The sequence below is a fragment of the Geodermatophilus sp. SYSU D00696 genome, assembly GCF_054050235.1.
The window spans coordinates 294,376-318,437 of sequence record NZ_JBJGYY010000001.1; the positions used below are offsets into that span (position 1 = coordinate 294,376).

The window sequence follows — 24,062 nt, forward strand, 5'->3', positions numbered from 1 at the left end:
CACGGGCCACGGGCGTCGTGCGACGCAGCTCACCGGGGAAGGGAAGGGTCGCCTGGCCAGCGGCTCGTCGGGTCGGGCTGGGATGATGGAGGGTGGCATTCAAGCCCGATGGACACGCGAGGGTGAGGCGCAAGCAGTGGCAGCCAGCAAGGACAGCTTCGGGGCCCGGTCGACGCTCAGCGTCGACGGCACCGACTACGACATCTACCGGCTCGACGCGGTCGAGGGCGCAGACCGGCTCCCCTTCAGCCTGAAGGTCCTGCTCGAGAACCTGCTGCGCACCGAGGACGGCGCGGACATCACCGCCGACCACATCCGGGCGCTGGCGAACTGGGACCCCTCGGCCGAGCCCGACCAGGAGATCCAGTTCACCCCGGCCCGTGTGGTCATGCAGGACTTCACCGGCGTCCCCTGCATCGTCGACCTCGCCACCATGCGCGAGGCCATGGCGGAGCTCGGCGGCGACCCGAACAAGATCAACCCGCTGGCGCCGGCCGAGCTGGTCATCGACCACTCGGTCATCGCCGACGTCTTCGGCACCCCGGACTCGTTCGAGCGCAACGTCGAGATCGAGTACCAGCGCAACGGCGAGCGCTACCAGTTCCTGCGCTGGGGCCAGGGCGCCTTCGACGACTTCAAGGTCGTCCCCCCGGGCATGGGCATCGTCCACCAGGTCAACATCGAGCACCTGGCCCGCGTGGTGTTCCCGCGCCAGGAGGGCGACCGCGTCGTCGCCTACCCCGACACCTGCGTGGGTACCGACTCGCACACCACGATGGTCAACGGGCTGGGCGTGCTCGGCTGGGGCGTCGGCGGCATCGAGGCCGAGGCCGCGATGCTCGGCCAGCCGGTGTCGATGCTCATCCCGCGCGTGGTCGGCTTCAAGCTGACCGGTGAGCTGCCCGAGGGCTCCACCGCCACCGACCTGGTCCTCACGATCACCGAGATGCTGCGCCAGCACGGCGTCGTCGGGAAGTTCGTCGAGTTCTACGGCGAGGGCGTCTCCGCGGTCCCGCTGGCCAACCGCGCCACGATCGGCAACATGAGCCCGGAGTTCGGCTCGACCGCGGCGATGTTCCCCATCGACGAGGAGACCATCACCTACCTGGAGCTGACCGGACGCCCGGCCGCGCAGGTGGCGCTGGTCGAGGCCTACGCCAAGGAGCAGGGCCTGTGGCACGACCCGTCGCGTGAGCCCGCCTTCTCCGAGTACCTCGAGCTGGACCTGTCCACGGTCGTCCCCTCGATCGCCGGCCCGAAGCGGCCGCAGGACCGGGTCGCGCTCACCGACGCCAAGGCCTCCTTCCGCGAGGCGCTGCCGACCTACGCGCCGGTCGACGAGATGCAGCAGGACGACGACGACGCGCCCCGCGACGCCGGCTCCAGCGTCGACGAGTCGGTCGAGGAGACCTTCCCGGCCTCGGACCCGGCCAGCCCGTTCGCGCACGACAACGGCGACGCCGGCAAGCCGCACCACGTCGTCACCGGCCCGGTGGCCGACCGCGCCTCCAAGCCCACCCGCGTGGTGCTCGAGGACGGCACGGAGACCTTCGTCGACCACGGCCACGTCGTGATCGCCGCGATCACCTCCTGCACCAACACCTCCAACCCGCAGGTGATGCTCGGGGCGGCGCTGCTGGCGAAGAAGGCCGTCGAGGCGGGCCTGGAGACCAAGCCCTGGGTCAAGACGACGCTGGCGCCGGGCTCGAAGGTGGTCACCGACTACTACGAGAAGTCCGGCCTCACCCCGTACCTCGAGAAGCTCGGCTTCTTCCTGGTCGGCTACGGCTGCACCACCTGCATCGGCAACTCCGGCCCGCTGCCGGAGCCGGTGTCGGCCGCGGTCAACGAGGCCGACCTCGCCGTCGTCTCGGTGCTGTCGGGCAACCGCAACTTCGAGGGCCGGATCAACCCCGACGTCAAGATGAACTACCTGGCCAGCCCGCCGCTGGTCATCGCCTACGCGCTGGCCGGGTCGATGGACGTCGACATCACCACCGAGCCGCTGGGCAAGGGCAAGGACGGGCAGGACGTGTACCTGCGCGACATCTGGCCCTCGCCGGCCGAGGTGCAGCGGGTCATCGACGAGGCGGTCTCGGCCGAGCAGTTCGGCCGCAGCTACGAGGACGTCTTCGCCGGCACCGAGCAGTGGCAGAACCTGCCCACGCCCACCGGTGACACCTTCTCGTGGGACGCCGAGAGCACCTACGTCCGCAAGCCCCCGTACTTCGAGGGCATGCAGGACCAGCCGGCCCCGGTGCAGGACATCACCGGCGCGCGGACGCTGGCGGTGCTCGGCGACTCGGTGACCACCGACCACATCTCGCCGGCCGGCTCGATCAAGGCCGACAGCCCGGCGGGGCAGTACCTGCGCGAGCACGGCGTCGAGCGCCGCGACTTCAACTCCTACGGCTCCCGCCGCGGGAACCACGAGGTCATGATCCGCGGCACCTTCGCCAACATCCGGCTGCGCAACCAGCTGGTGCCCGGCACCGAGGGCGGCGTCACCAAGAACCACCTCACCGGCGAGACGACGAGCATCTACGAGGCCTCGCAGGCCTACCAGCAGGCCGGCGTCCCGCTGGTCGTGCTGGCCGGCAAGGAGTACGGCTCGGGCTCGTCGCGCGACTGGGCGGCCAAGGGGACGGCGCTGCTCGGCGTCAAGGCGGTCATCGCCGAGAGCTACGAGCGGATCCACCGCTCCAACCTCATCGGCATGGGCGTGCTGCCGCTGCAGTTCCCCGAGGGCCAGAACCGGGAGTCCCTCGGCCTGACCGGCGACGAGGAGTTCACCATCACCGGGATCACCGACCTCAACGACGGCGAGACCCCGCGCACGGTGAAGGTGAAGGCGGGCGACGTGGAGTTCGACGCCCGCGTCCGCATCGACACCCCCGGCGAGGCGAACTACTACCGCAACGGCGGGATCATGCAGTACGTCCTGCGGTCGCTGCGCGGCTCGGCCGCCTGATGGACCTGGGCCTGGGCGGTCGCGGGTACCTGCTCACCGGCGCGAGCCGGGGACTGGGCCTCGCGACCGCCCGGGCCCTCGTCGCCGACGGGGCGCGCGTCCTCGTCAGCTCCCGGTCCGCGTCCTCGGTGGAGGCCGCCGTCGCCGAGCTGGGGGACGGCGCCTCCGGGGTCGCGGCCGACCTCGCCGACCCGGACGCCGCCGACCTGCTGGTCTCCCGCGCCCTCGAGGTGCTCGGTCGGGTCGACGGCGTCCTGGTGTCGGTGGGCGGGCCGGCGCAGGGCACCGTGCTGCAGACACCGGAGGACGCCTGGCGTGACGCCGTCGACAGCGTGCTGCTCGGCCCGCTGCGGCTGGTCCGGGCGTTGGAGCCGCACCTGGGCGAGGGCGCGGCGATCGGCTTCGTGCTGTCGACCTCGGCGCGCCAGCCGATCGGGCACCTGGCGATCTCCAACGGCCTGCGGCCGGGCCTGGCGATGACGGCCAAGGCGCTGGCCGACGAGCTCGGTCCCCGCGGGATCCGGGTGCTCGGGTTGATGCCCGGCACGATCGCCACCGACCGGATCACCGAGATCGAGGCCGCTTCCGGCGATCCCGAGCGCATGCGGGCGCAGACCGAGGCCGGCATCCCGCTTCGCCGGGTGGGCCGGCCCGAGGAGTTCGGCCGGGTGGCCGCCTTCCTGCTCTCCCCCGTCGCCTCCTACGTCACCGGCACCATGGTCGCCGTCGACGGCGGCGTGCTCCGCACCCCATGAGCTCCTGCCCGGTCCTCGTCGCCTGCGCCCACGGCACGCGCAACCCCACCGGACGGCGGCTGGTCGCCGAGCTCGCGCTGGCCGCACGCCGGCTGCGCCCCGGGCTGACCACCACCGCGGCCTTCGTCGACGTGCAGCCGCCGACCGTCGTCGACGTCGTGGCCGGGCTCGCCGGATCCGGGCAGCCGGCCGTCGTCGTGCCGCTGCTGCTGTCGGGCGGCTACCACGTGCACGTCGACATCGCCGGCGCCGTCGCCGCGCACGACACCGCCGTCGCGGCCCGGCCGCTGGGTCCCGACCCCCGGCTGGCCGCGGTGCTGCTCGACCGGCTCGTCGAGGCCGGCGCCGACCCGGGCGACCCGCTGACCGCCGTGGTCCTCGCCGCCGCCGGGTCGAGCGACCCGCGGTCGGTGGCCGACGTGGAGGACACCGCCGACCTGCTGCAGCGCTCCTGGGCCGGGCCGGTGACCACCGGGTACGGCTCGGCCGCCCAGCCGCCGGTGGCCGACGCGGTCGCGGCCGCTCGCAGGGGTGGCGCCGAGCGGGTGGTCATCGCCTCCTACCTGCTGGCGCCCGGCCACTTCCACGGCAAGCTCGCCGAGGCCGGCGCCGACCTCGTCACCGCTCCCCTGCTGCCCGACGAGCGCATCGCCGCCGTCCTGCTCGACCGCTACGACGCCGCCCTCGACAGCCACTAGCGCGACAGAGGCACCTGGTCAGGCCTGCCAGCCGAGCACCCGCTCACCCACGACCAGCACCAGCACGAACACGGCCGCGGCGACCACGGGGACCACCGGCGTCCACCACGAGCGTCGGGCCGCCAGGCGGACCAGCCAGACGGCGAGCGCCAGCCACAGCAGCCAGAGCGGGACCAGGACGGCGCCGGGGACCACCAGACCGCCGGCGAGGTAGAACCACCCGACGGCCAGGTGGGCGAGCCCGGCGAGGGCGGCGACGACGAGCGGCCCCGTGGGGCGGGCGGTGACGGGCTGCACGGCGGCAGCATGCCAGCGCCGGCGGGTCCTCAGGCCGGATCCGGCCCCGTCGCCACCGGGCGGGACGGGTCGTTCGACCACTGCGACCACGAGCCCGGCCACAGCGCCGCCTCGATCCCGGCCTGCGCCAGCGCGGCCACCTCGTGCGCGGCGGTCACCCCCGACCCGCAGTAGACGCCGACCGTCGTCCCCGGGCGCACGCCCAGCGCGGCGAACCGGCCGGCCAGGTCGGTGCGGAACGTGCCGTCGGGCGCCAGGTTCCCCGTCGTCGGCGCGCTCACCGCACCGGGCACGTGGCCGGCCTGCGGGTCCACCGGCTCGACCTCGCCGCGGTAGCGCTCCGCCGCGCGGGCGTCGAGCAGCACCCCGCCGCCGGCCGGCAGCGCCGCGGCCTCGTCGGCGGTGAGCGTGGGCATCCCGCCCCCGGTCAGCGCCACGTCGCCGGGTTCCGGGACGACGTCGCCGGTCTCGAGCGCCCCGCCCGCGGCCACCCAGGCGTCCAGGCCGCCGTCGAGCAAGCGGACGTCGGCGAGCCCGCCCCAGCGCAGCAGCCACCAGGCCCGCGCGGCGGCCAGCCCGCCGGTGGCGTCGTAGGCGACCACCGCGTCGCCGGTGCGGATCCCCCACCGCCGGGCCGCGGCCTGCAGGTCCGCGACCGACGGCAGCGGGTGCCGGCCCTCCTCGGCCGTCGGCGGCGCGGCCAGCTCGGTGTCGAGGTCGGCGAAGACCGCACCCGGCAGGTGGCCGGCGAGGTACCGCTCGCGCCCGCGGTCGTCGCCGAGCGCCCAGCGGACGTCGAGCAGCACCGGCCGGGGCCCGGCGAGCAGGTCCGCGGCACGGACCAGCACGCTCACCGGGCGGTGGCCAGCAGCCCGCGCAGCTCCGCCGTCAGCGCGTCCCGGGCGTCGCGGCGGCCCAGCCACGCGGCCGGGGTCGCCTGGAACAGCGTCGTCTTCCACCGGCCGCCGCCCTCGTCGACCGCCACCAGCGTGTGGATGCTGTGCAGGCCCGGGTCCACGTCGTCCTCACCCGGCGGGATCATCCCGGCGTGCGCGTGCAGCACCGCCACGCCGTCGGCGATCGCGCGCACCGAGCGGACGATGCCGACGTAGGTGGCCGTGGGGTGGCTGCCGAACACCCGCCGCAGGTCCGACGCGATCGACAGCCGCCCGCTGACCGTGGTGCCGTCGTACCCGACCATGTCGCCGTCGTCGGCGAACACCGCGGCGACCGCCGCTCCGCTGCGCCGGTTCCACCCGTCGACGAAGGAGGTGTACAGCGAGCGGATCTGGGCGTCGTACGGGTGGGCGGACGTCACGGAGCTCCTCCTGGTGCAGCTGGGGCAGGAGGAACGCTAGTTGCTACGCCGCGTCGACCGTCCGACGCTCGCCGTCGGCGAACTGCGTCCGGTAGAGGTCGGCGTACCGCCCCCCGAGCGCCAGCAACTCCTCGTGAGTACCCGACTCCACGATGCGACCGTCGTCGACGACGAGGATCTGGTCGGCGCTGCGGATGGTGGACAGCCGGTGCGCGATCACCAGCGACGTCCGGCCGGCCAGCGCGGTGTCCAGCGCGTGCTGCACCGCCACCTCCGACTCGCTGTCGAGGTGCGCGGTCGCCTCGTCGAGGATGACGATCCCCGGCGCCTTCAGCAGCACCCGCGCGATGGCCAGGCGCTGCTTCTCCCCGCCGGAGAGCCGGTAGCCGCGGTCCCCGACCACCGTGTCCAGCCCGTCGGGCAGCGAGGCGACCAGGGCCGCGATCCGCGCGCCGGTCAGCGCCGACCACAGCTCCTCCTCGGTGGCGTCGGGCCGGGCGTAGCGGAGGTTGGCGCGGATGGTGTCGTGGAACAGGTGCGCGTCCTGGCTGACGACGCCGATCGCGTCGCGCAGGGAGGCCAGCGTGGCCCGCCGGACGTCGAGCCCGCCGACCCGCACCGTCCCGGCGGTCACGTCGTAGAGCCGCGGCACGAGGTTGACGACGGTGGACTTGCCCGCACCGGAGTGCCCGACCAGGGCCACCATCTGACCGGGCTCGACGCGGAACGACACGTCGTGCAGCACCGCCGTCGGCCCGCCGTGCTCGGGCAGCGACACGTCCTCCAGGGAGGCCAGCGAGACGTCGGAGGCGGCCGGGTAGCTGAAGGAGACCGCGTCGAACTCGATGGACCGGTCGTCGGCGGGCACGGGCACCGCGTCGGGCGCCTCGGCGATCATCGGCGGCAGGTCGAGCACCTCGAACACCCGGTCGAAGCTGACCATCGCGCTCATGACGTCGACCCGCACGTTGGACAGCGCGGTCAGCGGGCCGTAGAGCCGCGACAGCAGCAGGGCGAGCGCGACGACGTCGCCCGGCGAGAGCGACCCGGCGAAGGCCAGCCACCCGCCGAGGCCGTAGACCAGTGCGGTGGCCAGCGCGGCAACCAGCGTCAGCGCGGTGAAGAAGGTGCGGCCGTACATGGCCGACAGGACGCCGATGTCGCGGACCCGCGCCGCCCGGCCGCGGAAGCTCTCGGCCTCGGCGTCGGGGCGGCCGAACAGCTTGACCAGCAGCGCGCCGGCCACGTTGAACCGCTCGGTCATGGTCGCGTTCATCGACGCGTTGAGGCCGTAGGACTCCCGGGTGATCTCCTGCAGCCGGCGGCCGATGCGGCGGGCGGGCAGCACGAACAGCGGCACCATCACCAGCGACAGCAGGGTGATCTGCCACGACAGCGAGAACATGACGCCGGCGGTGAGCACCAGGCCGATGGCGTTGGAGACGACGCCGGACAGCGTCGAGGTGAACGCCTGCTGCGCCCCGACGACGTCGTTGTTGAGCCGGCTGACCAGCGCGCCGGTCTGCGTGCGGGTGAAGAACGCGACCGGCATCCGCTGCACGTGCTCGAACACCCGGGCGCGCAGGTCGTAGATCACGCCCTCGCCGATGCGCGCGGAGTACCAGCGCGTGGCCAGCGAGATGGCGGCGTCGACGACGGCGAGCCCGGCGATGAGCAGCGCGATCCGGACGACGCCGCCCGCGGTGCCGTCGAGGCGGGCGATGCGGTTGACGATGTCGCCGGCCAGCAGCGGGGTGAGCACCCCGATGACCGACGAGCCGATGACCAGCAGCAGGAACCAGGTCAGCTCCCGCCGGTAGGGGCGGGCGATGCCCAGGATGCGGCGCACCGTGCCCTCGGGCAGCTCCCGCGAGGTGACCGACGGGTCACGGCGGAACGACCGCATGGCCGCCATGGAGGTCATGGGACCGCTCATGGCACGACCTCCTCCCGGCCGGACGGGGACCGGCCGCTGGTGGAACGGCGGCCGGTCCCCGTCTGTTCCGGTTCCCTCAGCCCCCGGCCAGCTCGGCGAGCCGGCGCGCCTGGGCGGCGCGCTCGGCGGCGTCCTGCGCCTGCGGGTCGTTGCGGACGGCCGAGCGGACCAGCGCCGCGGTCTCCCGGACCGCGCCGACCGGCGGGGCGGTGAGCGCGGCGACCAGCGTCGCGACCGCCCCCTCCAGCTCCGCCGCCGGGACGACGGCGTTGGCCAGCCCCCACGACAGCGCCTCGGCCGCGCCGACCGGCCGCCCGGTGACACACAATTCCAGCGCCCGCGCGTACCCGACCAGCTCGGCCAGCGTGCTGGTCCCCGTCAGGTCGGGCACCAGGCCGAGGGTCGCCTCCGGCAGCCGCAGCGACGCGTCCTCGGTGAGCACCCGCAGGTCGCAGGCCAGCGCCAGCTGCGCACCGGCACCGATGGCGTGCCCCTGCACCGCGGCCACCGAGACGATCCCCGGCGAGCGCAGCCACCGGAACCCGGCCTGGTAGGACCGGATGCGCTCCTGGGCCTGCTCGGCCGGCAGCGCGCCCAGCTGACCGAGCCCGCCGGGCGTCGACGGGTCGGCGCTGAACAGGCTGCGGTCCAGCCCGGCGGAGAACGAGCGGCCCGAGCCCCGCACGACGACGACGCGGACGTCGTCGTCGAGCGCGGCCCCCACCGCCGCCAGCGCCGCCCAGGTGGCCGGCGTCTGCGCGTTGAGCTGGTCGGGACGGTCGAGGGTGACGGTGAGGACCGCGCCGTCCCGGCTGGTGCGGACCCAGCCGTCGGTCTCGACCGCCGTCACGCGGTCTTCTTGCTGTTCCGGTTGGCACCGCCACGGCTGCGCAGCGTGGCACCGGACTCCGACAGGAGCCGGTGCACGAAGCCGTACGACCGGTTGGTGGAGCTGGCGAGCGAGCGGATGCTCTCCCCGCCGTCGTAGCGCTTCTTGAGCTCGTCCGCGAGGGACGTGCGGTCCCCGCCGGTGATCCGCTTGCCCTTGCCGAGGTCCGCCGTGCTCGAGTCGGCCATGACTCCCCTCCGTCGCCGCCGTCCGCGCCGGCCGGAGCCGGCGTGCCGGGTGCTCGTCCGCGTGGTGCCGACGTCCCCGTGACGGCGGCCTCCCCGACCGATGATCACCCAGACGGGCGACCTCGGCCAGGCGAGGCGGGATTCGGCAGGTGGGATGCGCGGCGGACCGCCGTCACCGGCCGCGCAGCTCCTCCCGCAGCCGGCGCGGGGCACGGCACCACCAGGCCTCGGTGATCGCCTCCTCCAGGTCCTCGACGGCGGCCCGCTCGACGTGCACGAGCACCATCGGGTGGAGTCCGTAGCCGGCGACGGTGAAGTAGACCCCGGGACGTGCCGCGACGAGGGCGTCGACCACGTCCGGGTCGGCGGTGCGCACCCCGAGCGCCGGGCCCTCGGGCGCGCGGTCCCCGAGCAGCTCCCGCTCGCCGCGGCGCAGCAGGCGCTCCCAGGCGAAGGCCCGCGCGCCCACCCGCCAGGACCGCGTGCGCCCGCTGTCGTCCTCGACGGCGCCGGGCAGGTCCAGGGCGATGCGCCGCACGTCGTCCCAGCTCGCCACCGGCCCTTCCTACCGGCCGGTCGGCCGCGCCGGTGCCGGTCGCGCCGCGCTACGCGAGCTCGACGAGGTCGGCGAGGTCCTCGCTCCAGGCGTCCTCGGTGCCGTCGGGCAGCAGGATGACCTTGTCGGGGTCCAGCGCGCGCACGGCGCCCTCGTCGTGGGTGACCAGCACGATGGCGCCGGTGTAGGTGCGCAGCGCGTCGAGGACCTGCTCGCGGCTGGCCGGGTCGAGGTTGTTGGTCGGCTCGTCGAGCAGCAGCACGTTGGCGCCGGAGACGACCAGCGTCGCCATGGCCAGCCGTGTCTTCTCCCCGCCCGACAGCGTCCCGGCGCGCTGGTCGGCGGCCTCGCCGGAGAAGAGGAAGGCGCCGAGGATCCGCCGCAGCTCGGTGTCGGTGCTCTGCGGGGCGGCCGCCCGCATGTTCTCCAGCAGCGAGCGGTCGTGGTCGAGGGTCTCGTGCTCCTGCGCGTAGTAGCCGATCCGCAGCCCGTGCCCGGGCCGGACCTCGCCGGTGTCGGGCACCTCGGCGCCGGCCAGCACGCGCAGCAGCGTCGTCTTGCCCGCCCCGTTCAGGCCGAGGACGACCACCCGCGCACCCCGGTCGACGGCGAGGTCGACGTCGGTGAACACCTCGAGTGAGCCGTAGCTCTTGCTCAGCCCCTCCGCGGTGAGCGGCGTCCGCCCGCAGGAGGCGGGCGTGGGGAACCGCAGGCGGGCCACGCGGTCCTGCTGGCGCACCGCCTCCAGGCCCGCGGCGAGCCGCTGCGCCCGCTTGTCCATGCTCTGCGCCGCCCGGGCCTTGGTCGCCTTGGCGCGCATCTTGTCCGCCTGGGCGGTGAGCGCGTCGATCTTGCGCTCGGTGTTGGCCCGCTCCTGGCGGCGGCGCCGCTCGTCGGTCTCCCGCTGCTGCAGGTAGGCCTTCCAGCCCAGGTTGTAGACGTCGACCTCGGCGCGGTTGGCGTCGAGGTGCCACACCTTGTTGACGACGGCGTCGAGCAGCTCGACGTCGTGGCTGATGACGACCAGGCCGCCCTTGTGCGCGGCGAGGAAGCCCTTCAGCCAGGTGATCGAGTCGGCGTCGAGGTGGTTGGTGGGCTCGTCGAGCAGCAGCGTCTCGGCGTCGGAGAACAGGATGCGGGCGAGCTCCACGCGCCGCCGCTGACCGCCGGACAGCGTGCGCAGCGGCTGGCCCATGACCCGGTCGGGCAGGCCGAGAGCGGTGCAGATGCGCGCGGCGTCGCTCTCGGCGGCGTACCCGCCGAGGGCGGCGAACCGGTCCTCGAGCCGGCCGTATCGACGCACCGCCCGGTCGCGCTCGGCGTCGTCGGCGGGCTCGGCCATGGCCACCTGCGCCTTGACCAGGTCGGCCTTGAGGACGTCGAGGCCGCGGCCGGACAGCACCCGGTCGGTGGCGCTGGTGTCGAGGTCGCCGCTGCGCGGGTCCTGCGGCAGGTAGCCGATCTCCCCGCTCACCTCGACCGTGCCGGCGTGCGGGAGGCGCTCGCCGGCGAGGGTGGTGAGGGTGGTCGTCTTGCCCGCGCCGTTGCGCCCGACCAGCCCGATGCGGTCACCGGCCTGCACGCGCAGGCTGACGTCGCTCAGGAGGATGCGGGCGCCGGCGCGCAGCTCCAGGCCGGTCGTCGAGATCACTGATCCCAGGGTAGGCGCATTCCCGCCGGAACCCGAACGGATTGCCGGGTGACGTCCACAGCAGCCGGCCGTGTCCACAGCCGGGGTGAGATCGGTTCCGCAGCCGCCCGCCGCGCGTCACCATCCCGGCCATGAGCACGCCGACCTGGGGACCGCCCTGTCCCGTCTGCGGCACCCCGGCCGCCCCGGGCCCCGCACCCTGCCCGACCTGCGGGCTGCCCGCCGTCGGGCAGGCCGCGACGGTGGTGGCCCGGCTGGGCGCGACCATCGACGAGTTCGTCCGCGAGCGCGACGCCCTGGTGGCCACGCTGCGCCAGGCCGCCCGGACCGCGCCGGTCGCTCCCCCCACCCCGGCGCACGTCCCGGTCGTCGCCCGCGTGAACGCTCCGGCCGCTCCCCCGCCACCGCCTCGAGCGGTGGCGCCCGCCCGTCCGCCGCGGGCGCCGCGCCGTCGGCTGAGCCCGCAGCAGGTGCTCCTCGGGCTCGGTGCCCTGCTGGTGGTGGCCGCGTCGATCGCGTTCGTCGCGGTGGCCTGGACGCGGCTGGGGGTGACCTTCCAGGCCGTCGTCATGGGCACGGTCACGGCCGCCGCCTGTGCCGCGTCGGCCCTCGCCGCCCGGCGCGGGCTGCGGGCCACCGAGGAGGCGCTGGCCGCCGCCGGTGCCGCGCTGCTCGCCGTCGACCTCGGGGCCGCCCACGCCCTGGGCCTGGCCGGGGCCGACACGGTCCCGGTGCGGCTGTGGAGCGGGCTGTCCTGCGTCGTCGTCGGCGGGGCCGCGCTCGCCCTCGGCCGTGCCACGCGCAGCACGGTCACCTGGCCGCTGGTCGCGCTGCTGGCCGCCCAGCCGGCCGGCTGGCTCCTGCTGCCCGCCGGGATCGCCGACGGCCCCGCCGGCGTCGCGGTCCTGCTCGGCACCGCGCTGCTCGACGTCCTCGCGCTGCTGTTCCTGCGCCCGGTGCTGCAGCCGGTCGCGCAGGTCGCGGCGGCGCTGGTCGCCGGGGCCGGCGTGCTGCTGGGCGTGCCGCTGGCCTGGGACGGCGCAGCGCCGGACTCCTGGGCCGCGACCGCGGTCCTCGCCGCCGGCGCGGCCGGTGCCCTCGCGCTGCTGCGCGCCCCCCGGACCGCGGCGCGCCTCCCCGAGCCGCGGGTGGTGTCGGGCCTGGCCGCCGGGATCGCCGCGGCGGCCCTCGCCGGGTCGCTGTCGGGGCTCGGGGTCGGCGGGTCGGTCGCCGCGGCCGGGCTGGGCCTGGTGCTGCTGACCGCGGCGGCCCCGCCCGGCGCGTCCGCCGCGGTGCTCGCCGGGCTGCTGGCCGCCGGCGGCGTCCTGGCCGGGGCCGGCGCGGCGGTGCTCGCCGACGACGGGCGGTCCGGGCCCCTGGCGCTGCTGGTGCTCGCCGCCGCGGTCCCGGCGGGGCTCGCCGCGGTGCTGCGCCCGGAGGTGCGGCCCGCCGCCACGGGCGCCGCGCTGGCCGCACCGGGCCTGGCGGTGCTGGTGGCGCTGGAGGACGGGCTGCTCGCCCCGGTCCCCGCCGCGCTGCTGCTGGCACTGGTCGGCGCGGCGTCCTTCGCGGTCGCCGCCCTGCGCGCCGGGTCCCCGGAGGAGGCCGCCGCCGCGGTCGCCGGGACCCTCGCGGGCCTGGTGGCGGGGCTGGTCGCCGCCGACGTCGAGGCGTGGGGCCAGATGGCGGTCGACCTCGCCGTCGTGGGCGCGGCCGCCGGCTGCTACGCCGTCGTCGCCCGCCGGCAGCCGGTCGCGGTCCTGGCCGTGGCCGACCTCGTGCTCGCCGGCTGGATCGCGGCGGCCGGCGCCGACATCGGCACGCCGGAGGTCTACACGCTGCCCGCGGCCGCGGGCCTGCTGCTCCTGGCCGTCCCGGCACTGCGGGTGGGCGCCGCGTCCTGGGCCGCGGAGGGTCCCGCGGCGGCGGTCGCGCTGCTGCCCTCGGCGCTGGTCGTGGTCGCCGAGCCGACGGCGGTGCGCCTGGTCGGCGTCGTGGCCGCCGCCGCGGCACTGACCGTCGCCGGCACGCTCACCCACCGGCAGGCGCCCTTCGTCGTGGGCGCCGGGGCGCTGGTCGTCGTGGTCCTCGGGCGGCTGGCGCCCTACGCACCGCTGGTGCCGCGCTGGATCACGCTGGCCACGGCCGGGTTGCTCCTGCTCGTCGTGGGCGCCACCTACGAGCGGCGCCGCCAGCAGGCGCGGGAGGCGGTGGCCTGGGTGGCGCAGATGCGCTGAGCGGCCCCAACCTGGGGCCGTGCACCACCGAGGGGAGGGACGGCGATGACCGGCGCGCCGCTGCCGCCGCTGCCCTACTCCGCCCCGCCCGCTCCGGCCGCGGCTCCGGCTCCGCTCGAGCCGTCCCTGCCCGCGCGGTGGCGCCCGCCGCAGGTGCTGCTCGCCGTCGGCGTCGTGCTGCTCATCGCGGTCGGACTGGCCGGACCGTCGCTGGCCGGCGCCGCCGCCCGGATCGGCGTCCTGCTGCTGGCGCTGGTCGCCGCCTGCGCGTCGGCGCTGGCCGCGCGGGCCCGGCTGCGCAGCACCGAGGAGGCCTGCGCGGCGGCCGCGGCGGCGCTCGCGCTCACCGGCGCCGCGTCCGGTGACCGTCCGCTCGACGGCGGCCCGCTGCCGGCGCTCGTCGCGGCGGGGGTGCTGGTCAGCCTGCGGGTCCTGTTCCCCCGCCCGCTGAGCTGGCCGCTGGCGGCCTGGGCGGCGGTGCAGGTGGCGGCGCTGCGCTCGCTGTCCCTGGTCCCCGACGCGGTGCCGCGGACGGTGCTGCTGCTCACCGTCGCGCTGGCCGGGCTGGGCGTCACGCTGGCCGCGCGGGGCTCGCTCGCCCGCGTCGCGCTGGTCACCACCGGGCCCTGGTGGGTCGCCGGTGTCGCGGGCGGGCTGGTCACCGCCGCCACCGCCGACGGCCCGGCGCGCTGGCTGGCGGCGGGGCTCACGGTGGCCGTCGCGGGCGCGCTGCTGCCGGTGCGCCTGGTCCGGGCGGTCGAGCCGCTGCTCGGCCGGCCGCGGGCGGTGCCCGTGGTCGCCGGGCTCGTCGCCGGGGGCGCGGTCGGGGCGGCGCTGTCCACCGGCGACCCGGTGTCGCTGCCGCTGGCCGGCGAGCTCGGCGTGCTGCTGGTCAGCGTCGCCGCGACCACGCTGACCGGGTGGCGGCGCGGCCTGCTGCTGCCGGCAGCCACCGCGGCCGGGAGCCTGCTGGTCCTGCTGGCGGTCGCCCAGCTCGCGCTGGCCGCCCGCTGGACGGCGCTCGTGGTCCTGCTGCTGCTCACCGCGCTCCCGGTGGCCGGGGTCGCCGTGCTGCGGCGCGACGAGCGGCCCACGGCCCTGCCCACGGCGGTCGGCTGCCTGGCCGGGGCCGCGCTGCTTGCCGTCCCGGCCGGCCTGCTGACGACCGGTGCGGCCGCCGTGGCGCTCACCGGGCTCTACGCGATCACGCTGGCCGGCCGGCCCGCGATGGCGCCGGACGTCCGCGGTCCCACCGGCACGGTGGGCGCGGTCTGCGCCGCCGCCGCGCTGGCAGTGGTCGCCGTCGACGCCGCGTGGGCCTCCCTCGCCGCACACCTGGCGGTGCAGGGAGCGCTCACCTGCGGCTGGGCGGCGCTGCTCACCCGCACCCCGGACGACGGCGGGCCCGAGGGCGCCGCGGCATGGCGCACCGGCGCGGCCGAGCTGGTGGCCGCGGCCTGGACCGTTGCGGCGCTGACCGGCGCGTCGGCGGTCGAGGCGTGGAGCCTGCCGGCCGCCGCCGGGCTCTGGCTGGCCGCCGGTCCGCGGCTGCTCGACGGGCCGTCCTGGCCGGCCTGGGGTCCCGGGCTGGTGGTCGCCGCAGCGCCGTCCACGGTCGCCGCGGTGCTGCAGCCCGGCGCGCTGCGCCCCGTGCTGGTGCTGGTGGCGGCCGCGGCCGCCATGGCGCTGGGGGCCCGGACGGCGGTCCGCGCGCCCCTGCTCACCGGCGCGGTCACCGCGGTGGTACTGGGCGTGGGGCTGGCCGTCGTCGCGCTGCCCCTGCCGCTGGGCGGGGCGCTCCTCGTGGGCGCGGCGCTGCTCGGGATCGGCGCCCGCCGCGAGCTGCGCCCGGTGGCCGGGTTCGGCGCGCGGCTGTCGGAGATGCGCTGACCCCGGCCGCTCAGCGCGCTCCGGGGTCCGGCACCGGGGCGACGTCGGCCCCGCCACCGGCCGACGGGTAACGACCGCCGGTGGCGGCCAGGTCGGCCAGCTGCAGGGTGCGCGTGACGTCGCTCGGGGACACCACTCCCACCACGCGGCCGCCGTCGAGGACCACCGCCCGCCCGTCGGTGCAGCCCTGCATCCGGCCCAGCAGGTCCAGCAGCGGCTCGTCCGGGCGGGCGGTCGGGATCTCGGCCGGCGGGCAGGCGACGTCGCGCAGCCGGGTCGTCGCCCGGGCGGCCGCCGGCACCGACCGCAGCCGGTTGAGGGTGACCAGGCCGACCAGCGCGCCGCCGGGGTCGACCAGCGGGTAGGTGCTGAAGCGGTGCGCCAGCGCCACCTCGTGCAGGAACTGCTCGACCGGCTGCTCTGGGTCGGCGACCAGCACCGGGCCGCTCATCACCCGGCCGACCGGCAGCCCGCCCAGCCGCGCCGACACGTGCGCCTGCTGCTCCTCGGCGGTCGCGGCGTTGACCAGGAACAGCCCGATCAGTCCCAGCCACAGCCCGCCCAGCCCCCGGCCGGTGACCAGCTGCAGGGCGCCGAGGGCGATGAGCGCGAAGCCGAAGAACCGCCCCGCGCGGGACGCCGTCACCGCCGAGGACCACGGGTCGCCGCGCCGCCACCACAGCAGCGCCCGCAGCAGCCGCCCGCCGTCGAGCGGAGCCGCCGGTACCAGGTTGAACAGGGCCAGCGACACGTTGATCACCGCGAGGTAGTCCAGGACCGCCACGGGCAGCCCGCCGGCGTCGGCGGCGCGGGCCAGCAGCGCGGCGGCCATGAACAGCCCGCCCAGGACGAGGCTGGTCAACGGGCCGACCCCGGCGATGCGGAACTCCGCCCCCGGCGTCCGCGCACCCCCGCGCAGCCGGGCCACCCCGCCGAGCAGCCACAGGGTGATGCCCTCCACCTCCACCCCGTTGCGCCGGGCCACCAGCGCGTGCGCCAGCTCGTGCGCCAGCAGCGAGGCGAGGAAGGCCACCGCGGCGGCCAGCGCGGCGGTGGCGTAGGCCAGGCCGCTGCGGCCGGGCAGCACCAGCGGGAACCGGCCCAGCGCCAGGCCGGCGGCGATGATCAGCACGATCACCAGGACGCTGGCGTTCACCCCGATCCGGATGCCGGCGATCCGGCCCAGGCGGAAGGTCTCGGTCATGCGGGGCTCCTCGGGCGCGCGGGGAGGGGTTCGCTGGCGCCCTACCCGGTGGGGCACCACGGACAACGTGCGCGCCGGCTCACGGACCGAACAGCACCTCGGCGCAGACCGGGCGGTGGCCCGGCGGCGAGGAACCCCCGCAGCGAGGCGGTGTCGGCTGGCGCCACCGGCGCCCCAGAGCGGCCCGCCCCCGGGCACCAGTCCGGGAGCCGCGGCGGCCAGCGCGGTCCCCAGCCCGCGGCCGCGGGCGGCCGGGTCGACCTCCACACCGACCTCCCACCGCCCCGCGATGCCGCGCCCGAGCACGACCACTCCCGCGCCGTCCGGCGTCCTCCACACCCGGACGTCGGTGCGGTGCCGCCGCGCCCGGGCGACGCGGGGGTGGTCGACCGCGGCCAGGACGTGCCAGGCGGTGCCCCCGACGACGACTGCCCGCGCCCCGGAGGGCGCGGGCAGTCGTCGTGACACTCGCGTCGGCCGGCGGGGCGTCCCCGGCGGCCAGTCGGCCCAGGAGCTCGGCGAGCAGCCCTAGACCCGGAAACCGAGGGCGCGCAGCTGCTCGCGGCCGTCGTCGGTGATCTTGTCCGGACCCCACGGCGGCATCCAGACCCAGTTGATCCGGATGTCGTCCACCAGTCCGGGGCCGGGGCCGCCGGTCAGCGCCTGGCGGGCCTGGTCCTCGATGACGTCGGTGAGCGGGCAGGCGGCCGAGGTCAGCGTCATGTCCAGGACGGCGACCTGCGACTCCCCCTCGTCGGCGACGTCGATGCCGTAGACCAGGCCGAGGTCGACGACGTTGACGCCCAGCTCGGGGTCGACGACGTCGCGCATGGCCTCCTCGACGTCCTCGATGAGCGCCGACTTGTACGGCGGGAGCTCGGGGGTGGGCTCGGTGGTGGTCTCGCTCATGCCTGTCCTCCAGTCGGTGCGGCGGCCAGCGCGCGGGCGGAGGCGTCCTTGAGGGCCATCCAGCTCATCAGCGCGCACTTGATGCGGGCGGGGTACTTCGACACCCCCGCGAAGGCGACGGCGTCCTCGAGCTCGTCCTCCAGCTTCTCGGCCACGGCCGGGTCGCCCTTGGACTGCATGAGCGTCATGAAGTGCTCGCCGGTGGCCAGCGCGTCGGTGACCGGGCGGCCGACCACGAGGTCGTACATCGCCGAGACCGACGCCTGGCTGATCGAGCAGCCCATGCCCTCGTAGGACACGTCGGCGATCGTGTCGCCGTCCAGGTGCACCCGCAGGGTCACCTCGTCCCCGCAGGTCGGGTTGACGTGGTGGACCTCGGCCTCGAACGGGTCGCGCAGGCCGCGGCCGTGCGGGTTGCGGTAGTGGTCCAGGATGATCTCCTGGTACATCGACTCGAGCTGCATCAGGCGGGTGCCTCCTCCGGCGTCACTCCGAAGAAACGCTGCGCCGCCCGCACACCTTCCACCAGCGCGTCGACGTCGTCGTAGCCGGTGTGCACGTAGAAGGTGGCCCGGGTGGTGGCCGGGACGCCGTAGCGCCGCACCACCGGCCACGCGCAGTGGTGGCCGACCCGGACGGCGATGCCGAGGTCGTCGAGGACCTGGCCGACGTCGTGCGGGTGGATGCCCTCGACGGTGAAGGACACCGCGCCCCCGCGGGCGACGGTGTCGGGCGGACCGATCACCGTGACGCCGGGGATCGCCTGCAGCCGCTCGAGGGCGTAGGCGGTGAGCGCCTCCTCGTGCGCCTGCACGTTCTCCATGCCCAGCGCCTGCAGGTAGTCGACGGCGGCGCCGAGGCCGATGGCCTGCGCCGTCATCGGCACACCGGCCTCGAAGCGCTGCGGCGGCGGCATGAAGGTGCTGCCCTCCATGCGCACGACCTCGATCATCGAGCCGCCGGTCAGGAACGGCGGCAGCGCGTCGAGCACCTCGTAGCGGCCCCAGAGCACGCCGATACCGGTGGGCCCGAGCATCTTGTGGCCGGAGAAGACGAGGAAGTCCGCGCCCAGCGCCGCGACGTCGACCGGCTGGTGCGGCACCGACTGCGCGCCGTCGACCAGCACCAGCGCGCCGACCTCCCGCGCCCGCGCCACGATCGGCTCGAGCGGGTTGATCGTGCCCAGGATGTTCGACTGCTGGGTGACCGCGACCAGCTTCGTGCGCTCGGTGACGACGGTGTCGAGGTCGGAGAGGTCGAGCCGGCCGTCGTCGGTGAGGCCCAGCCACCGCAGCGTGGCGCCGGTGCGCTCGCACAGCTGCTGCCAGGGCACCAGGTTGGCGTGGTGCTCCATCTCGGTCACGACGATCTCGTCGCCCTGGCCGACGGCGTACCGGCGGAAGGACGGCTCCTTGGCCGTGGCGGCGTTGGACAGCGCGTAGGCGACGGTGTTGACCGCGTCGGTCGTGTTGCGGGTGAACACGACCTCCTCGACGGCGGCGCCGATGAACCCGGCGACCTTCGCCCGCGCCGCCTCGTAGAGGCCGGTGGCCTCCTCGGCGAGCTGGTGCGCGCCGCGGTGCGGGGCGGCGTTGTGGTTCTCGTAGAAGTCGCGCTCGGCGTCGAGGACGCTCCGCGGCTTCTGCGAGGTGGCCCCGGAGTCGAGGTAGACCAGCCGCTTCCCGTCGCGCACGGTGCGCGACAGGATCGGGAAGTCCGCCCGGATCGCCTCGACGTCCAGGGGCAGGGGCTGCTTCTGCGCCCCGGCAGCGGGACGCGAGACGGTCGAGGTCATGCCTTCGCGGTCTCCTTCGAGCCCTTGACGTAGGCGGCGTAGCCCTCGGCCTCGAGCTTGTCGGCGAGCTCCTTGCCGCCCTCGTCGACGACCTTGCCGCCGACGAACACGTGCACGAAGTCCGGCGTGATGTAGCGCAGGATCCGCGTGTAGTGGGTGATCAGCAGGACGCCGACGTCACCCTCCTCGCGGGTGCGGTTGACGCCCTCGGAGACGACCCGCAGCGCGTCGACGTCGAGGCCGGAGTCGGTCTCGTCGAGGACGGCGATCTTCGGCTTGAGCAGCCGCATCTGCAGGATCTCGTGGCGCTTCTTCTCACCGCCGGAGAAGCCCTCGTTGACGTTGCGCTCGGCGAACGCCGGGTCCATCTCCAGCGCGGTCATCTCGTCGCGCACGTCCTTGACCCAGGTGCGCAGCTTCGGCGCCTCGCCCTTGACCGCGGTGGCCGCGGTGCGCAGGAAGTTCGACACCGAGACGCCGGGGACCTCGACCGGGTACTGCATGGCGAGGAACAGGCCGGCGCGGGCGCGCTCGTCGACGCTCATCGCGAGGACGTCCTCGCCGTCGAGGGTCACCGTGCCGCCGGTGATCGTGTACTTCGGGTGGCCGGCGATCGAGTAGGCCAGCGTGGACTTCCCCGACCCGTTGGGGCCCATGATCGCGTGCGTCTCGCCCGACCGGACGGTCAGGTCGACGCCCTTGAGGATCTCCTTGGCGTCGTCGCCCTCGCCGACCGTGACGTGCAGGTCGCGGATCTCCAGAACCGACACTTCTCTTCTCGCTCCTCAGTTGCCGGCCGCGAGCGGGAGGCTGCCGTCGGCTTCGGTGTCGACGAGCACGTCCTCCCCCTGCACGCGGACCGGGTAGACGTCGACCGGCTCGGTGGCCGGCAGGTTGGTGGGCTCGCCGGTGCGCAGGTCGAAGCAGGACCCGTGCAGCCAGCACTCGATGGTGGGGGCGCCGTCGAACTCCTCGACGTCACCCTCGGACAGGGGGACCTCGGCGTGCGAGCAGACGTCCTGGACCGCGTAGACCTCGCCCTCGAACCGGACGACGGCGACGTCGAGGTCGGCCAGCTCCACCCGCAGCGCCCCGTTCTCCGGGACGTCGGAGAGGGCGCAGACCCGCTCGAAGGCCATGTGTCAGGCCACCTCGACCGGCTGCTCGTCGAGGCCCGGCAGGGCCCCCAGGCGCGCCTCGATGGAGCGCATGATGCGGTCCTGCAGCTCGTCGACCCCGATGTGCTGGACGACGTCGGCGAAGAAGCCGCGGACCACCAGGCGGCGGGCGGTCTCGGCGTCGATGCCCCGCGAGCAGAGGTAGAACAGCTGCTCGTCGTCGAACCGGCCGGTGGCGCTGGCGTGGCCGGCGCCGACGATCTCGCCGGTCTCGATCTCCAGGTTGGGCACCGAGTCGGCGCGGGCGCCGTCGGTGAGCACCAGGTTGCGGTTGAGCTCGTAGGTGTCGGTGCCGGTGGCCGCCGGGCGGATGCGGACGTCGCCGATCCACACCGTGCGCGCGCCCTCGCCCTGCAGCGCGCCCTTGTAGAGCACGTTGCTGGTGCAGTTGGGCACCGCGTGGTCGACCCAGAGCCGGTGCTCCTGGTGCTGGGTCTCGTCGGAGAAGTAGACGCCGAACAGCTCGGCGGTCCCGCCGGGGCCGGCGTACTGCACGTTGCTGACCAGCCGCACGAGGTCTCCGCCGAGGGTGACCACGACCTGCCGGAAGGTGGCGTCGCGGCCGACGACGGCGTCGAACTGGCCGCCGTGCACCGCACCGGGCGCCCAGTCCTGGACCGAGACGACGGTGACCTGCGCGCCGTCGCCCACGAGGACCGCGACGCCGCCGCTGTACCGGGCCAGGCCCGCGTGGTCGAGGACGACGGTCGCCTCCGCGAACGCGCCCACCTCGACGACCAGCTGGCCCCAGACGACCTCGTCGGACCCGGTGCCCGACAGCCGCAGCGTGACCGGCCGGTCGGGCCGGGCCTCCGCGGCCACGCGGACGACGGCGGCGCCGCCGCTGCGCTGCCGGGTGAGCGCGGCCAGCCGGTCGACCGGCTCGGGCAGGCCCTTGAGCAGCGGGTCGTCGGCGTCGACCGAGGTCAGCTCGACGCCCTCGGGCAGGTCGGGATCCCAGGCGAGGTGCGCGTCGGACGGGGCGCCGTCGAGCAGCGGGCGGATCCGGCGCATCGGGGTGAAGCGCCAGACCTCCTCGCGGCCGGTGGGCACGCCGAAGGCATCGGGGTCGGTCGAGGTGAACCGCTCGGCCGGCGAGCCCGTCGGGGCGGTGCCGCCGTGCGAGTGCGCGCCCGGGGCCGCCTGCCCGGCGGTGCCGGTGCCGGCCGCGGGGACGGCCGGCGGGCCCGCCTGGGTGCCCACCCCCTCGCCGAACAGCTCGCCGGCGAGGGTGGCCGACTCGGTGGTGAGGCCAGTGGTGTTCGGGTCGGTCATCAGCCGACGGCACCTTCCATCTGCAGCTCGATCAGGCGGTTGAGCTCGAGGGCGTACTCCATGGGCAGCTCCCGGGCGATCGGCTCGACGAAGCCGCGCACCACCATCGCCATGGCCTCGTCCTCGGACAGGCCGCGGCTCATCAGGTAGAAGAGCTGGTCCTCGCTGACCCGGGAGACGGTCGCCTCGTGGCCCATCGCGACGTCGTCCTCGCGGACGTCGACGTAGGGGTAGGTGTCCGACCGGCTGATCGTGTCGACCAGCAGGGCGTCGCACTTGACCGTCGACCTCGACCCGGACGCGCCCTCGTCGATCTGGACCAGGCCGCGGTAGGACGTGCGGCCCCCGCCGCGGGCCACCGACTTCGACACGATGGTCGAGGAGGTGTTCGGGGCGGCGTGCACCATCTTGGCGCCGGCGTCCTGGTGCTGGCCCTCGCCGGCGAAGGCGATGGAGAGCACCTCGCCCTTGGCGTGCTCGCCGGTCATCCAGACCGCCGGGTACTTCATGGTGACCTTGGAGCCGAGGTTGCCGTCGATCCACTCCATGGTCGCGCCCTCGTGGGCGACGGCCCGCTTGGTGACCAGGTTGTAGACGTTGTTCGACCAGTTCTGGATGGTCGTGTACCGGCAGCGGGCGTTCTTCTTGACGATGATCTCGACGACCGCGGAGTGCAGCGAGTCCGACTTGTAGATCGGCGCGGTGCAGCCCTCGACGTAGTGCACGTAGGCGCCCTCGTCGACGATGATCAGCGTCCGCTCGAACTGGCCCATGTTCTCGGTGTTGATCCGGAAGTAGGCCTGCAGCGGGATCTCGACGTGCACGCCCTTCGGCACGTAGATGAACGAGCCACCCGACCACACCGCGGTGTTGAGCGCGGCGAACTTGTTGTCGCCGGACGGGATGACCGAGCCGAAGTACTCGCGGAAGAGGTCCTCGTGCTCCTTGAGGGCGGTGTCGGTGTCGAGGAAGACGACACCCTGCTCCTCGAGGTCCTCGCGGATCTTGTGGTAGACGACCTCGGACTCGTACTGGGCCGCGACACCGGCGATCAGCCGCTGCTTCTCCGCCTCGGGGATGCCCAGCTTGTCGTAGGTGTTCTTGATGTCCTCGGGCAGCTCGTCCCACGAGGTGGCCTGCGCCTCGGTCGAGCGCACGAAGTACTTGATGTTCTGGAAGTCGATCCCGGACAGGTCCGAGCCCCAGTCGGGCATCGGCTTGCGGCCGAAGAGCTTGAGGGCCTTGAGCCGGCGCTCGAGCATCCACTCGGGCTCGTTCTTGCGCGCCGAGATGTCCCGGACGACGTCCTCGTCCAGGCCGCGGCGGGCGGAGGCCCCGGCGACGTCGGCGTCGGCCCAGCCGTACTGGTAGCGGCCGAGCTGGTCGATCTGCTCGTCCTGCGTCAGCGGCGTGCCGGTCACCGGCTGCTGGGTGCTGGTCATGCGGGCGTCCTCTCCCGGTCGCTCGTGGGGGTGCTGCTGGTGGTGGACGGTGCGGGGCGCGGGACCCGCGCTGCACGCTCACCGGGTACAGGGCGCGCGGGGCCCGGTGTGTTCCCCGCGCCGGTGTGAGCCCGCGCGCGTGCGGGCCCGGGGATGTGGGTGGTGCACACGCCGTCGCCGTGGGCGATGGTCGCCAGCCGCTGGACGTGCGTCCCCACCAGCCGGCCGATCACCGCCGTCTCGACCTCGCACAGCTGCGGGAACTCCGCGGCCACGTGCGCCACCGGGCAGTGGTGCTGGCACAGCTGCCCGCCGCTGGCGATCGCGGAGGCCGAGGCAGCGTAGCCCTCGGCGGTCAGCGCCTCGGCGAGCGCCTGGGCGCGGTCGACCGGAGCCCCGGCGGCCCGCGCCACCGCGTCGGAGGCCCGCCGCTCCAGGCCGGCCAGCTGCGCCTCCGCGACGGCGCGGACGGCGTCGGGACCGCCCGAGGCGGCGACGTGGCGCAGCGCGGTGAGCGCGAGGTCGTCGTAGGCGTGCGCGAAGCCCGAACGGCCGGCGTCGGTGAGGTGGAAGCGCCGGGCGGGCCGGCCCCGCCCCCGGTGCGCACTCGGCGCCGCCCGCTCCTCCACGCGGCCGCGGGCGGCGAGCGCGTCGAGGTGGCGGCGCACCGCGGCGGGGCTGACGCCCAGCCGGCCGGCGAGCTCGCTGGCGGTCTGCGGGCCGTGCTCGAGCAGCAGCGCGGTCACCCGGTCGCGGGTGCGGACGTCGTCGGCCCGTCCCGTCCCCGCCGGCGCCGTGCTGGTTTCCACAACACGATTGTGACCTATTTCGGGGACCCCGCAAGCAAGGTCGCCCTAACCCACCAGGCCCTGA

General features: G+C 75.2%; 22 protein-coding genes. 5 read left to right on the forward strand and 17 right to left on the reverse strand.

What is annotated here, in order from left to right:
• The first annotated feature begins 136 nt into the window (after positions 1 to 136).
• Genes ACI79O_RS01405 through ACI79O_RS01415 form a run of 3 tightly spaced genes read left to right on the forward strand, consistent with a single transcriptional unit; the run spans position 137 to position 4,424 of the window.
• A complete protein-coding gene (locus ACI79O_RS01405) occupies positions 137 to 2,971 on the forward strand; it encodes an aconitate hydratase (RefSeq protein WP_456913168.1) in 2,835 nt (944 codons plus the stop codon).
• Positions 2,971 to 3,726, forward strand: a complete 756-nt coding sequence (locus ACI79O_RS01410; RefSeq protein WP_456913169.1) for an SDR family oxidoreductase — start codon at positions 2,971 to 2,973, stop codon at positions 3,724 to 3,726. The genes ACI79O_RS01405 and ACI79O_RS01410 overlap by 1 nt, the downstream gene beginning before the upstream one ends.
• Complete coding sequence (locus ACI79O_RS01415; RefSeq protein ID WP_456913171.1) at positions 3,723 to 4,424, forward strand: sirohydrochlorin chelatase; 702 nt, start codon at positions 3,723 to 3,725, stop codon at positions 4,422 to 4,424. The genes ACI79O_RS01410 and ACI79O_RS01415 overlap by 4 nt, the downstream gene beginning before the upstream one ends.
• 18 nt (positions 4,425 to 4,442) lie before the next feature.
• On the opposite strand, the gene ACI79O_RS01420 is transcribed toward ACI79O_RS01415, so the two are convergent.
• The 8 genes from ACI79O_RS01420 to ACI79O_RS01455 all read right to left on the reverse strand — a co-directional run bounded on the left by ACI79O_RS01420 (position 4,443) and on the right by ACI79O_RS01455 (position 11,259).
• Positions 4,443 to 4,721: a hypothetical protein gene (locus ACI79O_RS01420; protein WP_456886150.1), complete on the reverse strand. Its 279-nt coding sequence runs from the start codon at positions 4,719 to 4,721 to the stop codon at positions 4,443 to 4,445.
• A gap of 29 nt (positions 4,722 to 4,750) precedes the next feature.
• The gene (locus ACI79O_RS01425; protein WP_456913172.1) at positions 4,751 to 5,575 is read right to left on the reverse strand and encodes a sulfurtransferase; all 825 of its coding nucleotides are present in this window, start codon (positions 5,573 to 5,575) and stop codon (positions 4,751 to 4,753) included.
• On the reverse strand, positions 5,572 to 6,039 hold the full coding sequence (locus tag ACI79O_RS01430; protein ID WP_456886154.1) for an SgcJ/EcaC family oxidoreductase: 468 nt from the start codon (positions 6,037 to 6,039) through the stop codon (positions 5,572 to 5,574). The genes ACI79O_RS01425 and ACI79O_RS01430 overlap by 4 nt, the downstream gene beginning before the upstream one ends.
• 43 nt (positions 6,040 to 6,082) lie before the next feature.
• The gene (locus ACI79O_RS01435) at positions 6,083 to 7,975 is read right to left on the reverse strand and encodes an ABC transporter ATP-binding protein (protein WP_456913173.1); all 1,893 of its coding nucleotides are present in this window, start codon (positions 7,973 to 7,975) and stop codon (positions 6,083 to 6,085) included.
• A gap of 76 nt (positions 7,976 to 8,051) precedes the next feature.
• Positions 8,052 to 8,825 carry an enoyl-CoA hydratase/isomerase family protein gene (locus ACI79O_RS01440; RefSeq protein WP_456886158.1) on the reverse strand — a complete coding sequence of 258 codons (774 nt, stop codon included), beginning with the start codon at positions 8,823 to 8,825 and terminating at the stop codon, positions 8,052 to 8,054.
• Positions 8,822 to 9,052: a helix-turn-helix domain-containing protein gene (locus ACI79O_RS01445; protein ID WP_456874187.1), complete on the reverse strand. Its 231-nt coding sequence runs from the start codon at positions 9,050 to 9,052 to the stop codon at positions 8,822 to 8,824. The genes ACI79O_RS01440 and ACI79O_RS01445 overlap by 4 nt, the downstream gene beginning before the upstream one ends.
• Before the next feature lie 172 nt (positions 9,053 to 9,224).
• A complete protein-coding gene (locus ACI79O_RS01450; RefSeq protein WP_456874188.1) occupies positions 9,225 to 9,608 on the reverse strand; it encodes an MmcQ/YjbR family DNA-binding protein in 384 nt (127 codons plus the stop codon).
• Positions 9,609 to 9,657: 49 nt separating this feature from the next.
• Complete coding sequence (locus ACI79O_RS01455) at positions 9,658 to 11,259, reverse strand: ABC-F family ATP-binding cassette domain-containing protein (RefSeq protein WP_456874189.1); 1,602 nt, start codon at positions 11,257 to 11,259, stop codon at positions 9,658 to 9,660.
• A gap of 131 nt (positions 11,260 to 11,390) precedes the next feature.
• On the opposite strand from ACI79O_RS01455, the gene ACI79O_RS01460 reads away from it, so the two are divergent.
• Positions 11,391 to 13,496 (forward strand): SCO7613 C-terminal domain-containing membrane protein, encoded by a 2,106-nt coding sequence (locus ACI79O_RS01460; protein WP_456913174.1) that lies wholly within the window; start codon positions 11,391 to 11,393, stop codon positions 13,494 to 13,496.
• Positions 13,497 to 13,541: 45 nt separating this feature from the next.
• Positions 13,542 to 15,386 (forward strand): SCO7613 C-terminal domain-containing membrane protein, encoded by a 1,845-nt coding sequence (locus ACI79O_RS01465; protein ID WP_456913176.1) that lies wholly within the window; start codon positions 13,542 to 13,544, stop codon positions 15,384 to 15,386.
• Positions 15,387 to 15,396: 10 nt separating this feature from the next.
• On the opposite strand, the gene ACI79O_RS01470 is transcribed toward ACI79O_RS01465, so the two are convergent.
• The 9 genes from ACI79O_RS01470 to ACI79O_RS01510 all read right to left on the reverse strand — a co-directional run bounded on the left by ACI79O_RS01470 (position 15,397) and on the right by ACI79O_RS01510 (position 23,998).
• Positions 15,397 to 16,590 carry a site-2 protease family protein gene (locus ACI79O_RS01470; protein ID WP_456913177.1) on the reverse strand — a complete coding sequence of 398 codons (1,194 nt, stop codon included), beginning with the start codon at positions 16,588 to 16,590 and terminating at the stop codon, positions 15,397 to 15,399.
• Between the two features lie 528 nt (positions 16,591 to 17,118).
• Entirely contained in the window at positions 17,119 to 17,499 is a 381-nt protein-coding gene (locus ACI79O_RS01475; RefSeq protein WP_456886168.1) for a metal-sulfur cluster assembly factor, read from the reverse strand.
• Positions 17,496 to 17,963, reverse strand: coding sequence for a Fe-S cluster assembly sulfur transfer protein SufU (gene sufU, locus ACI79O_RS01480; RefSeq protein ID WP_456874195.1), 468 nt, complete (start codon positions 17,961 to 17,963; stop codon positions 17,496 to 17,498). The genes ACI79O_RS01475 and sufU overlap by 4 nt, the downstream gene beginning before the upstream one ends.
• The gene (locus ACI79O_RS01485) at positions 17,963 to 19,294 is read right to left on the reverse strand and encodes a cysteine desulfurase (RefSeq protein ID WP_456886172.1); all 1,332 of its coding nucleotides are present in this window, start codon (positions 19,292 to 19,294) and stop codon (positions 17,963 to 17,965) included. Before ACI79O_RS01485 ends, sufU begins: the two co-directional genes overlap by 1 nt.
• Positions 19,291 to 20,064: a Fe-S cluster assembly ATPase SufC gene (sufC, locus tag ACI79O_RS01490; protein ID WP_456874197.1), complete on the reverse strand. Its 774-nt coding sequence runs from the start codon at positions 20,062 to 20,064 to the stop codon at positions 19,291 to 19,293. The genes ACI79O_RS01485 and sufC overlap by 4 nt, the downstream gene beginning before the upstream one ends.
• A gap of 15 nt (positions 20,065 to 20,079) precedes the next feature.
• Positions 20,080 to 20,433 carry a Rieske (2Fe-2S) protein gene (locus tag ACI79O_RS01495; protein ID WP_456886176.1) on the reverse strand — a complete coding sequence of 118 codons (354 nt, stop codon included), beginning with the start codon at positions 20,431 to 20,433 and terminating at the stop codon, positions 20,080 to 20,082.
• Between the two features lie 3 nt (positions 20,434 to 20,436).
• Positions 20,437 to 21,747 carry a Fe-S cluster assembly protein SufD gene (sufD, locus tag ACI79O_RS01500; protein WP_456886178.1) on the reverse strand — a complete coding sequence of 437 codons (1,311 nt, stop codon included), beginning with the start codon at positions 21,745 to 21,747 and terminating at the stop codon, positions 20,437 to 20,439.
• On the reverse strand, positions 21,747 to 23,189 hold the full coding sequence (gene sufB, locus ACI79O_RS01505) for a Fe-S cluster assembly protein SufB (protein ID WP_456886180.1): 1,443 nt from the start codon (positions 23,187 to 23,189) through the stop codon (positions 21,747 to 21,749). The genes sufD and sufB overlap by 1 nt, the downstream gene beginning before the upstream one ends.
• On the reverse strand, positions 23,186 to 23,998 hold the full coding sequence (locus ACI79O_RS01510; protein WP_456913178.1) for a helix-turn-helix transcriptional regulator: 813 nt from the start codon (positions 23,996 to 23,998) through the stop codon (positions 23,186 to 23,188). Before ACI79O_RS01510 ends, sufB begins: the two co-directional genes overlap by 4 nt.
• Between the last annotated feature and the right edge of the window lie 64 nt (positions 23,999 to 24,062).